Origin of the sequence: Pseudomonas sp. Sample_20 (assembly GCF_004307585.1) — a bacterium.
GTDB lineage: Bacteria > Pseudomonadota > Gammaproteobacteria > Pseudomonadales > Pseudomonadaceae > Aquipseudomonas > Aquipseudomonas atacamensis.
This window is the reverse complement of sequence record NZ_RCOA01000035.1, coordinates 1-15,333: the sequence shown is the minus strand read 5'-3', so window position 1 is coordinate 15,333 and position 15,333 is coordinate 1. Positions and strand designations below refer to the sequence as shown.

10 protein-coding genes and 1 pseudogene are annotated in these 15,333 nt (G+C 60.6%); 6 read left to right on the top strand and 5 right to left on the bottom strand.

The window, feature by feature from the left end; genetic code table 11:
- Positions 1 to 21 precede the first annotated feature (21 nt).
- Positions 22 to 255: a hypothetical protein gene (locus D8U70_RS08940; RefSeq protein WP_003226592.1), complete on the top strand. Its 234-nt coding sequence runs from the start codon at positions 22 to 24 to the stop codon at positions 253 to 255.
- Positions 256 to 352: 97 nt separating this feature from the next.
- Here D8U70_RS08940 and sulA read toward each other — a convergent pair whose 3' ends face one another.
- Positions 353 to 826 carry an SOS-induced cell division inhibitor SulA gene (gene sulA / locus D8U70_RS08935; protein WP_041477346.1) on the bottom strand — a complete coding sequence of 158 codons (474 nt, stop codon included), beginning with the start codon at positions 824 to 826 and terminating at the stop codon, positions 353 to 355.
- A 10-nt stretch (positions 827 to 836) separates the two neighbouring features.
- Positions 837 to 1,445 (bottom strand): transcriptional repressor LexA, encoded by a 609-nt coding sequence (lexA, locus tag D8U70_RS08930; protein ID WP_016775490.1) that lies wholly within the window; start codon positions 1,443 to 1,445, stop codon positions 837 to 839.
- A gap of 229 nt (positions 1,446 to 1,674) precedes the next feature.
- Between lexA and D8U70_RS08925 the strand changes: the two genes are divergently transcribed.
- From D8U70_RS08925 to D8U70_RS08910, 4 genes are all read left to right on the top strand, one after another.
- Entirely contained in the window at positions 1,675 to 2,382 is a 708-nt protein-coding gene (locus D8U70_RS08925; RefSeq protein WP_016775489.1) for a TetR/AcrR family transcriptional regulator, read from the top strand.
- Positions 2,383 to 2,552: 170 nt separating this feature from the next.
- Complete coding sequence (gene nagZ / locus D8U70_RS08920; protein ID WP_177433954.1) at positions 2,553 to 3,551, top strand: beta-N-acetylhexosaminidase; 999 nt, start codon at positions 2,553 to 2,555, stop codon at positions 3,549 to 3,551.
- Positions 3,552 to 3,564: 13 nt separating this feature from the next.
- On the top strand, positions 3,565 to 4,302 hold the full coding sequence (locus tag D8U70_RS08915; protein ID WP_071173058.1) for an S-methyl-5'-thioinosine phosphorylase: 738 nt from the start codon (positions 3,565 to 3,567) through the stop codon (positions 4,300 to 4,302).
- Positions 4,303 to 4,311: 9 nt separating this feature from the next.
- Positions 4,312 to 7,605 carry a DEAD/DEAH box helicase gene (locus tag D8U70_RS08910; RefSeq protein WP_130928663.1) on the top strand — a complete coding sequence of 1,098 codons (3,294 nt, stop codon included), beginning with the start codon at positions 4,312 to 4,314 and terminating at the stop codon, positions 7,603 to 7,605.
- A gap of 148 nt (positions 7,606 to 7,753) precedes the next feature.
- Here the strand turns inward: D8U70_RS08910 and D8U70_RS08905 are convergent, their stop codons facing one another.
- From D8U70_RS08905 to mfd, 3 genes are read right to left on the bottom strand one after another with little or no spacing between them, the layout of a single operon-like run.
- Positions 7,754 to 10,444 (bottom strand): DEAD/DEAH box helicase, encoded by a 2,691-nt coding sequence (locus tag D8U70_RS08905; RefSeq protein ID WP_130928662.1) that lies wholly within the window; start codon positions 10,442 to 10,444, stop codon positions 7,754 to 7,756.
- A gap of 11 nt (positions 10,445 to 10,455) precedes the next feature.
- Entirely contained in the window at positions 10,456 to 11,022 is a 567-nt protein-coding gene (locus tag D8U70_RS08900) for a CsiV family protein (RefSeq protein ID WP_056791507.1), read from the bottom strand.
- Between the two features lie 10 nt (positions 11,023 to 11,032).
- Positions 11,033 to 14,482, bottom strand: coding sequence for a transcription-repair coupling factor (gene mfd / locus D8U70_RS08895; protein ID WP_024013632.1), 3,450 nt, complete (start codon positions 14,480 to 14,482; stop codon positions 11,033 to 11,035).
- A 354-nt stretch (positions 14,483 to 14,836) separates the two neighbouring features.
- Here mfd and D8U70_RS08890 point away from each other — a divergent pair.
- Positions 14,837 to 15,333, top strand: a pseudogene (locus D8U70_RS08890) (glyceraldehyde-3-phosphate dehydrogenase); the annotation flags it as partial.

Here is a 15,333-nt window from a genome sequence, read left to right as displayed (position 1 = left end):
TTTCGTGGAGAACAGACTTATATGCCAACGTCCTTTCTAGAAATTGTCGAGTTACCAGACGGCCGAATCGAACTGCGCAGGGCCGAGGACGAAGGTTCTCTGGTGACGTTGGATTTCTCCGAGGATGCCAAGGCGTTCCTGCAAGGCCAGCACGTTGAAATTGCCAAAGCGATGTTGAGCGTAGGCGTGCAGATGGCAGGTCGTATGGTTGAAGGCGAGTTTGATAAGGAAGAGGGGCCGCGGGTTCTTCATTGATCCACGCTTTGGTCTTTTCTCGGTCGCTTGCGCTTCAGATCGGCTTCTCTGTCCCTGGAGAAGCCCTGCGCTTCACACAGCGCGCATTACCAATCAATCAACCCAAACGAATGTTCAGGCTCTGAGCTTCGCCCGTACGCGCGGCGCTGATCAGTTGTTGCCTCGAATTGGCATTCAACGGGTTTAGCCAGGTCACCACGGTGTGGCTGCGACCCAGCCGCAACGCTTCGCACGCCAGTTGCTGAGCACTCTGAGTGCCGCGCGGTTGCAGCAGAAGAATGCGTTCGCGATTCAGGCCGGCATCGCGCAGCCAGGTTTGCGTCAGACTGGCGGGTGGGGCGATCAGCGTCAGCCAGCGCGCATCCTGATCCTCGCTCAATTCACGCAGGATCGGCGCTAGCAGGTTCAGGCAGTTCCCGGCCGCACCACGCAGTGATAGCTCACTGAAGGCGTCAGGTTTGGCATTCCAGTCACGCTCGACCACGTCTTTGAGGATCGGCGCAATCGGTTGCGCCAGAAACGCTTCAAACAAAGGCAGTTGTGTTTGCTGAGGTGTGTGTGGGAACTGCATGGAGCCTCCTTTAGCGGCGAATGACGCCAACACTCAAGCCTTCGATCACCAGTTCCTGATCTTTCAGGTCGACTTCGATAGGGGCGAACTCGGGGTTTTCGGCGATTAGCCAGACTTTGCTGCCTTCACGCTTGAAACGTTTGACCGTCACTTCGTCGCCGATGCGGGCAACCACAACCTGACCGTTACGCGCTTCGCGGGTGGTGTGAACAGCCAGCAAGTCGCCGTCGAAGATGCCGATGTCCTTCATGCTCATGCCGTGCACACGCAACAGGTAGTCGGCGCGAGGATGGAAGAAGGTCGGGTTGATGTTGCAGGATTCTTCGATGTGCTGCTGGGCGAGGATCGGCGCGCCGGCAGCCACTCGGCCAATGATCGGCAGGGTGGAGTCGTCGGCCTTGGCTTCGAAGCCGGGAATACGGATGCCGCGGGAAGCGCCCGGGGTCATCTCGATCGCGCCTTTGCGGGCGAGGGCCTTGAGATGTTCTTCCGCCGCATTTGGCGATTTGAAACCCAGTTCCTGAGCGATTTCCGCACGGGTGGGCGGATAGCCGTTGTCTTCGAGGCAACGTTTGATAAAGGCCAGAATCTCGGCTTGGCGTGGCGTCAGCTTTAGCATATTGATCGCTCTGTCTTTTTATACAGTGACTGGGATTATATACAGTGAAGCGGTCTTGGCAATGGGCGTTTTTTTGCCGCCCGCCGAGCGGTCGCGCAGGGCACTTATTAATGCTGGCGCCTTGTGTGGTTAAATAGCTGACCGACCATTCCCAAAACGAACCGGCAGGCTTGACAAGGCACAGGCTGAAACGTATGTTTCAAACAAGTGTTTGTCATGCGGAGTAGCCATGGCCCAGTCGGAAACCGTTGAACGCATTCTTGATGCTGCCGAGCAGTTGTTCGCGGAGAAAGGATTCGCTGAAACTTCATTGCGTTTGATCACCAGCAAGGCTGGCGTCAATCTGGCTGCGGTGAATTATCACTTCGGCTCGAAAAAGGCGTTGATTCAAGCTGTGTTCTCGCGCTTCCTCGGTCCGTTCTGCGTGAGCCTCGATAAAGAGCTGGAGCGCCGTCAGGCCAAGCCTGAGAACAAACCGACCCTCGAAGAGTTGCTGGAAATTCTCGTCGAGCAAGCGCTCGTCGTGCAGCCTCGCAGCGGTAATGACCTGTCGATCTTCATGCGCTTGCTCGGCCTCGCGTTCAGTCAGAGCCAGGGCCACTTGCGACGTTATCTGGAAGACATGTACGGCAAGGTGTTTCGCCGCTACATGCTGCTGGTCAATGAAGCGGCGCCACGCATTCCGCCGATCGAGCTGTTCTGGCGCGTGCACTTCATGCTTGGCGCCGCTGCGTTCAGCATGTCCGGGATCAAGGCCTTGCGCGCGATTGCCGAGACCGATTTCGGCGTCAATACTTCCATCGAGCAAGTGATGCGCCTGATGGTGCCGTTCCTCGCTGCCGGCATGCGCGCCGAAACCGGCGTCACCGATACAGCCATGGCCAGCGCGCAATTGCGTCCGCGCAGCAAATCCATGCCGGTCGCCGCCAAGGTTTGACCGCGCACGGGTGGGCGCGGCAGCTGGTATCCGCTAAGCTAGCCGGCCATGCCGACTCTCGTACTGAACCCGATCTGCATGAATTCTGCTGACCGTCCGGGCAATGTCCACGGTAGCGAATGCAAGCAGATCGGGTTTTTCGTTTTCAAGGAATCTCTATGACTGCTGGCCTGCAAGGCTCGTTGATGGTGGACGTCGCCGGTACCTGGCTGACGGCCGAAGATCGCCAATTGTTGCGTCAGCCCGAAGTGGGCGGCCTGATCATTTTCGCCCGCAACATCGAGCATCCTCGCCAAGTGCGCGAACTAAGCGCCGCGATCCGTGCGATTCGCCCGGATCTGCTGCTGGCGGTGGATCAAGAGGGCGGGCGCGTGCAGCGCCTGCGTCAGGGTTTCGTCCGTCTACCAGCGATGCGCGCCATCGCCGATAACCCGAATGCAGAGTATCTCGCCAAGCAATGCGGCTGGATCATGGCCACCGAAGTGCTGGCGGTCGGGCTCGATCTGAGTTTCGCCCCTGTATTGGACTTGGACTATCAGCGCAGCGCTGTGGTCGGTACCCGTTCATTCGAAGGCGATCCCGAGCGCGCAGCCTTGCTCGCCGGTGCATTCATTCGCGGCATGAACAGCGCCGGCATGGCCGCCACTGGCAAACATTTCCCGGGCCACGGCTGGGCCGAAGCAGACTCCCACGTGGCGATTCCGAACGACGAGCGTAGCCTCGACGAAATCCGCGCCCATGATCTGGTGCCCTTCGCCCGTTTGAGCAAGCAGTTGGCCGCCGTCATGCCGGCCCACGTCATCTATCCGCAAGTCGACTCGCAGCCCGCCGGTTTCTCCCGACGCTGGCTGCAGGAGATTCTGCGCGGGGAGTTGCAGTTCGATGGCGTGATCTTCAGCGATGATCTGTCGATGGCCGGCGCCCACGTGGTCGGCGACGCTGCCAGCCGCATCGAAGCCGCGCTGAGTGCCGGTTGCGACATGGGTCTGGTGTGCAACGACCGCGCGGCAGCCGAGCTGGCGTTGAGTGCTGCCCAGCGTATGAAGGTCAAGCCTTCCGCGCGCATCGCGAAGATGCGCGGGCAGGCCTTCGCCAGCACCGATTATCGTCAGGACCCGCGTTGGCTCACCGCCCTCGGCGCGCTCAAAGACGCTCAACTGATCGATTAAGGATTTTTTCGTTATGACCGTTTACGCAATCATCGGTGGCACTGGCCTGACTCAGCTCGAAGGCCTGAGCATTCGCCAGTCGCTGGCAGTCGACACCCCGTACGGCGCGCCTTCGGCCGAGGTGCAGATTGGTGAATACGCCGGCAAGGAAGTGCTGTTCCTCGCCCGTCACGGTCACCCGCATCGTTTCCCGCCGCACAAGGTCAACTACCGCGCCAACCTGTGGGCGTTGAAGCAGGCCGGTGCCGAAGCGATCATCGCCGTTAACGCGGTGGGCGGGATCCATCCGGCCATGGGCACCGGGCATTTCTGCGTGCCGCACCAGATCGTCGACTACACCAGTGGGCGCGAACACACCTATTTCGCCGATGATCTGGAGCACGTCACCCACATCGATTTCAGCTTTCCCTACAGCGAGCCGTTGCGTCAGCAATTGATTGCAGCAGTCGCCGCCGAAGGCTGCGAATTCAGCGATCAAGGCGTGTACGCCTGCACCCAGGGACCGCGTCTGGAAACGGTCGCCGAGATCGTGCGACTGGAGCGTGACGGCTGCGACATCGTCGGCATGACCGGCATGCCGGAAGCGGCGCTTGCCCGTGAGCTGGATCTGGATTACGCCTGTCTGGCGCTGGTGGTGAATCCTGCAGCCGGCAAGACCACCGAAGTCATCACCATGGCCGAAATCGAGCAGGCCCTGCACGACGGCATGGGCAAGGTGAAATCAACGTTGGCCCGAGTGCTGGCCAGCTAAGGACTGTCCATGAGCATTTTCATCGAGCGGCTCAAAGGGCTGACGTGGACCCACGCATTCAGCAGCAAGGCGTTGGCCAAGGCCCGCGCTTATGCCGCCGATGACCGGGTCGAGATCCTCGAGATCGATGACAGGAAGATAGAGGCGTTCTGCGTCGGATCGCAACTTCAGGCGTATGAGCAAACCATTTACCTGTCAGAAGATCGGTTGGGATCGGTTAGCTTGCGATGTCTGTGCAGCTGTCCGGTTGCACTGGACTGCAAGCACAGCGCAGCGGTGCTCTATCACCTGCTGGGCACTGGCGAGGATGCGTCTGGAAGTGACGCGCAGACCCCGTTGGGACGAGCGCTGGAGCATTGGCTTTCGACAATTCCCGTGCCGGCCAAGCCCGCTGAAGAAAGTGCGCAAACCGCAGGTACGCGTCTGTTTTACAAGCTCAAACCGACGTCTGCGAACGGCAAGTGGCTCCTGGATATTTTCAAGGTCTACCAGCTCAAGAGCGGCGAGTTACGCGAGGTCAAACCGATGTACTCGCTCGCGGAAATGCTCATGCGCCAGCCCGGCTACCTGTCCGAGCTGGATCTGCGCATCGCCCGGCTGTTGGTCGCCATGCATTCCCATCACGCCTACTACAGCGGCTATCCGCTGGAAGGCAGCAGTGGCGCCGAACTGCTGGAAATGCTCCTGCGCACCTCGCGGCTGTTCCTCGATTTCGAAGACCTGCGAGCGCTGACACCGGGGGCGAAACGCGTGGGTCAGTTCTCTTGGGCTGAGCAGGCCGATGGCGGATTCCGCGCGCAATGGAGCAGTGCCGAAGCCGCGCAGGAAACCGTGCTGGCGCTGGAGCCGCTTTATTACCTTGATCGTGAGCAGCGCCAGGTTGGCCCGCTGTTCACTGAGCTGGAAGAAAAGCTCGCCTGCCATTTGACCCTGGCGCCAGACATTCCGGCGCGTCAGGCCATGCAGTTCAGCCATCGCATGAGCGCGGCGACCCAAATTGCGCCACCGCACAAGCTCACCGAACGGATCATCGATGACGTGCTGCCGCAGCCGCAATTGACCCTGGTCAGCGGCCGAGAACGCTCGCGCTGGGAATACGTGCTGGAACACCGCGCCGCTCTGCTGTTTACCTACAACGGTCATCCGGCGGTGGATCGCAACCCGGAGGTGATGATCCTCAGCGGCACAGAGACCCAGCGTATTCAACGCCAGCCTGCGCTGGAAAAGAAGCTACGCCAGAACCTGCAAAAACATGGCTTCAAGAAAGCCACGCGCAAGAGTGCAATGGATCGTCCTGGCGAGATGTTTACCTTGCCGGATGATTCCGCCTGGCTCGGGTTCATGCACGAAGGGCTGGCCACGCTGCGCGCCGCAAATTGGAAAATCGAGATCAGTCCCGGTTTCCATTTCGATGTACAACCGGTTGAGCAGTGGTACGCGGAGGTTGAAGAAGAGGCTACGCATCAGTGGTTTGATTTGCAGTTGGGTATCGTCGTCAACGGCGAGCGCTACAGCTTGCTGCCGATTCTTCTACACCTGTTGCGGACCCAGCCGCGCTTGCTCGACCCGGTCAATCTGGCGCAGCGCAGCGATGATGAAAAACTCCTGATCGAGCTCAAGCCCAGCGGTTTTGGCGAACCGGCGGGCGCCAAAGTCGCGTTGCCGCTGAGTCGGGTCAAACCGCTGATGGCGACGCTAGGCGAGTTGTACCTGGGCGGCCATCATGGTGATGCGCTGCGCTTGACCGCTCCAGACGCCGCGCGTCTGAGTATGCTCGATGGCGTGCCGCTGGATTGGCAGGGCGGCGAACGTCTGCGCACTTTTGCCAAGCGTCTGCAGAATTCCAGCCACGCCCAGGTTGCTGCGCCGGCCGGCCTCAACGCGCAGCTGCGTCCGTATCAGCTCGAAGGCCTGAACTGGATGCAGACCCTGCGCGAGCTGGAGGTCGGCGGCATTCTGGGTGATGACATGGGCCTGGGCAAAACTTTGCAGACCCTTGCGCATCTGCTCACGGAGAAACACGCCGGGCGTCTGGACTGTCCGGCACTGGCGGTGATGCCGACCAGCCTGATTCCCAACTGGCTCGACGAGGCCGAGCGCTTCACGCCGCAGTTGAAAGTCCTGGCGCTGCACGGCACCGGGCGGCAAAAGGACTTTGCCAATCTGGGCGAATACGACTTGGTGCTGACCACTTACGCATTGCTGCCCAGGGATCTGGAAATCTTGCAGCCGCAGTCGTGGAGCGTGCTGATTCTCGACGAAGCGCAGAACATCAAGAACCCGCTGAGCAAAGCCGCCCAGGCCGCGCGTGACTTGCAGGCCCGTCAGCGCTTGTGTCTGAGCGGTACGCCGCTGGAAAACCACCTCGGTGAGCTGTGGTCACAGTTCCATTTCCTCATGCCCGGCTGGCTCGGCGACAGCAAATCCTTCAACCGCGATTACCGCACACCGATCGAGAAACACGGCAATGTCCAGCGCATGCAGCACCTGACCGCGCGCATCAAGCCGTTTTTGCTGCGGCGCAAGAAGGATCAGGTCGCCACCGAGTTGCCGCCGAAAACCGAGATCATCCACTGGGTCGAACTCAGCGATGGTCAGCGCGACGTCTATGAGACGGTGCGTGTGGCGATGGACAAAAAGGTCCGCGACGAAATCGCCCGCAGCGGCGTGGCGCGCAGTCAGATCATCATCCTCGATGCGCTGCTCAAGCTGCGCCAGGTCTGCTGCGATCTGCGTCTGGTCAATATGCCGCTCACGGCGAAGGCGTTGCGCTCGGGCAGCGGCAAGCTGATCAGCCTGATGGAGATGCTCGAAGAATTGCTCGGCGAAGGTCGGCGCATTCTGCTGTTTTCCCAATTCACCTCGATGCTGGCGCTGATTGAGCAGGAGTTGCAGCAACGCGGGCTTGCCTACTCGTTGCTGACCGGCGACACCACCGATCGGCGCACGCCGGTGAAGGATTTTCAGAGCGGCAAGGTGCCGTTGTTCCTGATCAGCCTCAAGGCCGGCGGTACCGGTCTGAACCTGACGGCGGCGGACACGGTGATTCACTTCGATCCGTGGTGGAACCCGGCAGTGGAGAATCAGGCGACTGATCGGGCGTATCGCATCGGGCAGAACAATCCGGTGTTCGTCTACAAGTTGATTGCCAAAGGTACCGTGGAGGAAAAGATCCAGGCGTTGCAGCAGGAGAAAGCGGCGCTGGCCGGGGCGGTGCTTGAGGGTGGCACGACGGGCGGATTCAAACTGGAACAGAGTGATATCGAGGCGCTGTTTGCGCCGTTGCCGGCTTCCAAGGGTTGAGCACTGAGTGACTGCGCAATATCGGATGACCCCATCGCTGGCAAGCCAGCTCCCACAGATATCGAGTAGAGTCACAATCTTCGGTACAGCTCATAACCCTGTGGGAGCTGGCTTGCCAGCGATAGCTATCTAACCAGCGACGCCGCTTTCAACGCTTGTCGATTTTGTCCGGCAACGGCGCAAACAGCGCTTCAATATCATCGCTCTGCAACTTCCAGTCCCCGGCCTTGCGCCCATCGAGCACGCCCGCTGCCAGGTCTGACTTTTCCTTCTGCAGGTGCTGAATCTTCTCTTCCACTGTGCCCCGGGCAATTATCTTGTAGACGAACACCGGTTTTTCCTGGCCGATTCGATAGGCCCGGTCAGTCGCCTGATTCTCGGTTGCCGGGTTCCACCACGGGTCGTAGTGAATCACCGTATCGGCTTCGGTGAGGTTCAAACCGACGCCACCGGCCTTCAGGCTGATCAGAAAGATCTGACGCGTGCCGCTCTGGAATTCCTTCACCGGTGTACGCCGGTCACGGGTCTGGCCAGTGAGAAGCGCGTAAGCGATCTTGCGCTTTTTCAATTCCTCTTCGATCAATGTCAGCATCGAAGTGAATTGCGAGAACAGCAGAATCCGCCGACCTTCCTCGAACAATTCTTCAAGCATTTCCATCAGGCTGTCGAGCTTGCCCGAAGTGCTGCCGCGCGCGGGCAGGGTGGCGTCGTTGACCAGGCGCAGATCGCAGCAGACCTGGCGCAGCTTGAGCAATGCTTCGAGAATGATGATCTGGCTGCGTGCCACGCCTTTGCGAGTGATCTCGTCACGGACCTTCTTGTCCATCGCCAAGCGCATGGTTTCGTACACGTCGCGCTGCGCTTCGTTGAGTTCGACCCAATGAATGATTTCGGTTTTCGGCGGCAGCTCCGTGGCGACCTGCTCTTTGGTACGGCGCAGCAGAAACGGTTTTATCCGACCGTTGAGGTGCTGCAGTCTGACTTCACTGCCGCGCTTTTCGATCGGCACGCGGTAATCGGCATTGAAACTTTTCACGTCGCCGAGCCAGCCCGGCAGCAAGAAGTGGAACAGCGACCACAGCTCGCCCAAGTGGTTTTCCAGCGGCGTGCCGCTGAGGCACAGGCGCTGGCGCGCGTTCAGCTCGCGCGCGGCCTGAGCGGCTTTGCTGTTGGGGTTCTTGATGTATTGCGCTTCGTCCAGCACCAGCACGTGCAGCGGCTGTTTGGCCAGGCGCTCGAGGTCCTTGGGCAACAGGGCGTAAGTAGTGAGGATCAGGTCGAAGTCGGCCAGATTGTCGAAGTGCTTTTTGCGCGTGGCGCCGTACAGCGCGAGGACTTTCAGCTGCGGGGTGAAGTGCGCCGCCTCATCGAGCCAGTTCGGGATCAGGCTGGTCGGCATCACCACCATGCACGGACGATCGAGGCGTCCGGCGTTCTTCTCGCTGAGAATATGCGCCAGGGTCTGTAGGGTTTTGCCCAGGCCCATGTCATCCGCAAGAATCCCGCCGACCTCCAGTTGCCGCAGCGATTGCATCCAGCTCAAACCTTCGAGCTGATACGGGCGCAGCGTTGCATTCAGACCTTGCGGCGCTTCGGCGCTGAAATCGCGGATGTCGCGCAGGCGCTGGGCGAAGGTGCGCATCTGCTCGCCGCCTTCCCACAACAGCGGCAGGCCTTCCAGCGAATTGAGCCGGGTGGCGTCAGCCTTGCTCAGGCGCAGGGTGGTTTCGCCCGGCTCCTGCAAATAGAACTCGCCCAGCGTCATCAATACCGGCTTCAAGCGACCGAGCGGCAGCGCCACTTGCAACGGCCCATGCTCGCTGGTGCGTTGCGGAATGTTCACCAGAATCAGCTCGTCATCGCGACGGCGGGCGAGGCGTTCCGGGTTGAGGATCTCGGTGTGCGAGCGCATCAGATTCAGCAGAATCGGCAGCAGGCTCAGGCGCTCGCCGTTGACGATGATGCCCAGTTCCAGATCGAACCAGTCGCGCTCCGGCGCCTGTTCGACGGTGGCGTACCAGTCGTCGACGGCGGTCAGGTCGAAGCCGAATTCCTCATCGATCTGCAACTCCCAGCCTTGGCTGCGCAATTTCGGCAAGTCATTCAGCGTGAAGGTCAGCCAGGCGCTGTCGTTGACCATCTCGTAGAGTTCGCCGGCGCTTTCCGGCAGCGCTTTGCTCTGCCGGGTGGCGATGCGGAAACCGAGGATGCGCAACTGTTCGCGGTAGGACTGTTCGACATCCGGGTGGCGTTTTATCCGCAGGGTCTGGGCTTCCTGACGGATCAGGATATCGCTGTGTTTTTGCCCGCTGACGTATTCGTCCAGATAGCTGAACGACAGCGCCGCACGATGCTGAATGTAGCGCTGCATCTTGCCGTTGCGCGGCTCGAAGGCGCTGAACTCGACGCTCGCCAGCCACAGGCGCGGCACCGGTTGCACGTTGTCCACCAACACTTGCGGCGGCGCTTTCGGGCTGCGGTTTTCCAGCACGGCCTGGAGCTTCTCCAGCAGCTCGGCATCTTTAGCGGCGGCGGGGTAGTCGAGGGTTTCCTGGATTTTCAGCAGCACCGCCGCGCAGTGTTTGCAGTTGCTGCGCACCGGGCAGGTGCAGGTGGCGTCGACCAGCAGCAGCGTCGCTTTGGCTGATTCGCGCAAATGAATGGTCTGCCGGTAGACACTGCCGCCAGAACCTTCGCAACTGGCGGTGATGGTCGCATCGCCGACCTGGGCGATGCGCACTCGATTCTCCAAAGCGTAGCGGCGGCCGCGCTCCAGACTCTGTTCTTTGAATCGGCTGACCCACGACGGGGCCAGCGGTTTGCTCAGGGGCGGCGGCATAAGGACTTCGATCAGTCCGGCACGACTTCAGGCGCTTCGCGAGGCGCTGGCGCGGTCAGGGAAGTGATCTTGATCAGCAGGGCCAGGTGGCCGTTGTCGAGGTAATTGAGCTGGCCGTTCTTGGTGTGGCTGTCCTGACGCAGGCGCTCACTGGCAGTGACCAGGCCATTGGCGTCGATCTGATTGACCCAGAAATCGGCGGTCACGTCGGTGAAGCGGCCGAGTTTCATTTCCAGCGTGCCCTCGATGGGGAACTGGCCGAACTGCTCCTGACCTTCGCTCACTGCGACTTTCGCCGGCGCTTCGCCGAGGCTCTGCTGCCAGGCTTTGTGCATCAGCACGGTGTACTCGCCGCTGGCGGTGAGTTTGTTCACTACATCATTCAGCGCCGGGGTGCGCTGGCTGTCGCTGCCCAGACGCTGGGCGCCTGCGGCCCAGTCTTCCGGGGCGGCGCGGCTGACGATGGCCGGGACGGCATTCTGGCGCACCAGGATCATTTCGACCTGATACGTGTCATCGGCAAACGCCGTCGGTGCTGCAAGTGCAAGCAACAAAGTCAGAGAGCGGAACAGGCGCATCGGGCGTCCTTCAAGCGGATTTCGGGATGAGACGCTCAAACAGCGCCTCGACAGTATTGAAACGTTCTTCCGGGCGCTCCATCGGCACCTGGAATTTGAACATCGTCGCGCCTTCGAACTTGTAGCGCTTGGGCTGCGTCTGGATCAGCTTGATCAGGGTCATCGGGTCAACCGGCGTTTGCGCTTCGAACTCGATGCGTCCGCCTTGCGGCCCGCCGTCGACTTTCTTGATGCCGAGCTTTTCCGCCTGCAATTTCAACGCGGTGATCCGCACCAGGTTCTTGGTCGGTTCCGGCAACAGACCGAAGCGGTCGATCATCTCCACCTGCAGGTCCTTGAGGCCTTCCTCGTCGGTGGCCGAGGCGATGCGTTTATACAGAATCAACCGCGCATGCACATCCGGCAGATAATCTTCCGGAATCAGCGCCGGCACCCGCAGATTGACTTCCGGGCCGCCACCCAGCGGTTGATCGAGGTTCGGCTGCTCGCCCTTGCGGATCGACTTCACCGCGCGCTCGAGCATTTCCATGTACAGGGTGAAACCGACGGCCTGAATCTGCCCGCTCTGGCCATCGCCGAGCAGTTCGCCGGCGCCACGGATTTCCAGGTCGTTGGTCGCCAGCACGAAACCGGCACCGAGGTCCTGGGTATTGGCGATCGCTTCCAGACGCTTTTCCGCGTCGGAAGTGATCTGCTGGCGCGGCGGTGTCAGCAGGTAGGCGTAAGCCTGGTGGTGACTGCGGCCGACACGACCACGCAACTGGTGCAGCTGGGCCAGGCCGAACTTGTCGGCGCGTTCGATGATGATGGTGTTGGCGCTCGGCACGTCGATGCCGGTCTCGATGATGGTCGAGGCGATCAGCACGTTGAAGCGCTTGTGGTAGAAGTCGCTCATCACCTGTTCGAGTTCACGTTCGCGCATCTGCCCGTGGCCGATACCGATGCGCGCTTCCGGCACCAGTTCCGCGAGATCGGCGGCGCATTTTTCGATGGTCTTCACGTCGTTGTGCAGGTAGTACACCTGACCGCCACGCAGCAGTTCACGCAGCAAAGCCTCTTTGACCGTGCTCTTGTTCTGTTCCATGACGAAGGTGCGCACCGACAGGCGACGCGCTGGCGGCGTGGCGATGATCGACAGATCGCGCATGCCCGACACCGCCATGTTCAGCGTGCGCGGAATCGGCGTCGCGGTCAGGGTCAGAATGTCGACTTCGCTGCGCAGGGCCTTGAGCTGTTCTTTCTGGCGTACGCCAAAACGGTGTTCTTCGTCGATGATCACCAGCCCGAGGTTTTTGATCTTCACGTCGTCGGAGAGCAGTTTGTGCGTGCCGATGACGATGTCGATCTTGCCTTCCGCCAGATCGGCGATCGCCGCGTTGACTTCCTTGGCCGACTTGAAGCGACTCATCACTTCCACGGTCACCGGCCAGTCGGCGAAGCGGTCGCGGAAACTGTTGTAGTGCTGCTGGGCGAGCAGGGTGGTCGGCACCAGAATCGCCACCTGACGACCACCGTGCACGGCAATGAACGCGGCGCGCATGGCCACTTCGGTCTTGCCGAAGCCGACGTCGCCGCAGACCAGGCGATCCATCGGTTTCGGCGCGAGCATGTCTTCGCGCACGGCCTCGATGGTGGCTTGCTGATCGGGTGTTTCTTCGAACGGGAAACCGGCGCTGAACGTCGCGTAATCGGCCTTCGGATCGGCGAAGGCATAACCTTCGCGGGCGGCGCGACGGGCATAAATGTCGAGCAATTCGGCGGCGACGTCACGCACCTGCTCGGCGGCTTTGCGCTTGGCTTTCTGCCAGGTTTCCGAGCCGAGGCGATGCAGCGGCGCGAGCGAATCGTCGCTGCCGGTGTAGCGCGCGATCAGGTGCAGGTTGGCCACCGGCACGTAAAGCTTGGCGTTCTCGGCGTATTCGAGGGTGAGGAATTCGGCGGCCTGATTGTCGATTTCCAGAATCGTCAGGCCCAGGTAGCGGCCGACGCCGTGGTCGATATGTACCACCGGCGCGCCTTCACGCAGTTCGGTGAGGTTCTTGATTACCGCATCGTTGCTGACGTCGCTGCGCTTCTCGCGGCGGCGACGTTGCATCACTCGTTGGCCGAACAGCGGGCTTTCCGCTACCAGCGCCAGCGCCGGGTCGTCGAGCAGCAGACCTTCGTCGAGCGGTGCGATGGTGATCGCCAGACGATCCTTGCTGGCAACGAAGTCCGGCCAGCTGTCGACGGTTTTCGGCCGCAGCTTCAGACGTTCCAGCAGTTCCAGCAGGACTTCGCGACGACCCGCCGATTCGGCGGTGAACAGCACACGACCGGGGAATTCTTCGAGGAAACCGGCCAGCGCCGCCAGTGGTTGCGTGGCTTTGGCTTCGATGGCCAGGTCCGGCAGCGCATGGGCCGGGAAGCGCTCACGGCCGACGCCGCTTTCAACGTCCTGCTGACTGGCAACGACGCGTGGCCAATTCTTCAGGCGCGCGAAGCAATCCTCTACCGGCAGGAACAGTTCGGCCGGTGGCAATAAAGGACGCGAAGGATCGACGCGGCGTTCTTCGTAACGATTGCGCACGTCGTTCCAGAAGTTTTCCGCCGCTTGCTCGATGCCCGGCAGCGAAAACACTTGTGTGTCCTGAGGCAGGTAATCGAACAGCGTCGAAGTTTCGTCGAAGAACAGCGGCAGGTAGTACTCGATACCGGCCGGGGTGATACCGCTGCTCAAATCCTGAAAGATCGGGCAGCGGCGAAAATCGACGTCAAAGCGCTCACGGAAACGCGCCTTGAAGCGGGTGACTGCGTCTTTCTGCAATGGAAACTCGCGGGCCGGCAGCAGCTTGACCGACTCGACCTTGTCGATCGAACGCTGGGTTTCCGGATCGAACGTGCGCAGGGTTTCGATTTCGTCATCGAACAGGTCGATGCGATACGGCAGTTTGCTGCCCATCGGGAACAGGTCGATCAGCGCGCCGCGTACGGTGAACTCGCCGTGCTCGTACACCGTGTCGACATAGCGATAGCCGCTGGCTTCGAGCCGCGCGCGCATCTGTTCGACGTCGAGCTTCTGGCCGATATCGAGCACCAGGCTGCTGCCGAGGAGGAATTTGGTCGGCGCCAAGCGATGCAGGGCGGTGGTGATCGGTACCACCAGCACGCCGTGGGCCAGTTCCGGCAGGCGGTAAAGGCTGGCGATGCGCTGGGAGATGATGTCCTGGTGCGGCGAGAACAGGTCGTAGGGCAGGGTTTCCCAGTCGGGGAAATGCAGTACGGGCAAATCCGGGGCGAAGAAACTCAGCTCCTGTTCCAGCCGTTCGGCGCTTTGGCTGTCGGCGGTCAGCAGCAGGGTAAAGCGCTTGGCAGCGCTGGCAGCCTCGGCAATCGCCAGGCTGAGGGCGGCACCGGGCAGATTGCCCCAGTGCTGTTTACCTGCTTCGGCAGGGAGTAGCGGTAGACGCAGAACAGGCACGGAAGGTTGAGCTCCAGGCGTTGCGACAAAGTCGGTAATTGTAGCGGCCTCCGGTGCCGCCTGTCAGTTGCAGACTGCGTCTATCTTCACGGTTTGGACGAAATGTAGTGGTAACCATAAAAACGAGCACTTTTTTCATGATTATGTAGTGCCGAAACGGGGTAGTGTTACGGAGGGTTACAGACATCGTCTAACAGTCGTCGAAAAATTGACTGCGCTGAAAGCCCCGGTTTTACTGGGCTGGAGAAAGGCGTAAATTTTTTGAACGGGATTTTGTTACCGATTGCGCGACAAGCGCGCATTGCTGAAAGGGCTTGTCGGCGGCATAATGTAGCCCCTTTTTTCTGCCCCTACATGTGGAAGGTTACCGTGACTCAGAAGCCCGACCAGTGTCTTGGTGAATGGATCGACCGTGAAGCACTCGCAGAAGCGATGATCCCGCTTATCGGTCAGCTCTACCGCAATAACAACGTGGTTAGCTCGATCTATGGCCGCAGCCTGATCAACCAGTCTGTCATCGCGATTCTCAAAGCTCACCGCTTTGCTCGCCACCGTTCTTCGGACGACAGCGAACTCTCCGTCCACGAAACATTCCCACTGCTCAAGGCCATGAGCGAGCTCAAGCTCGGCGCGGCGTCGGTGGATCTGGGCAAGCTGGCGTTCAAATTCCGCAATGAAGGCAACGGCCGCAGCGCCGAGCAGTTCGTGCGTGAAGAGATGGCTGACGTGGTTGGCCAGCAGAACGCCTCGGCCCGCAAAGGCACCGACGTTGTTCTTTACGGCTTCGGTCGTATCGGCCGTCTGCTGGCGCGCATCCTGATCGAGAAAACCGGTGGTGGCGACGGCCTGCG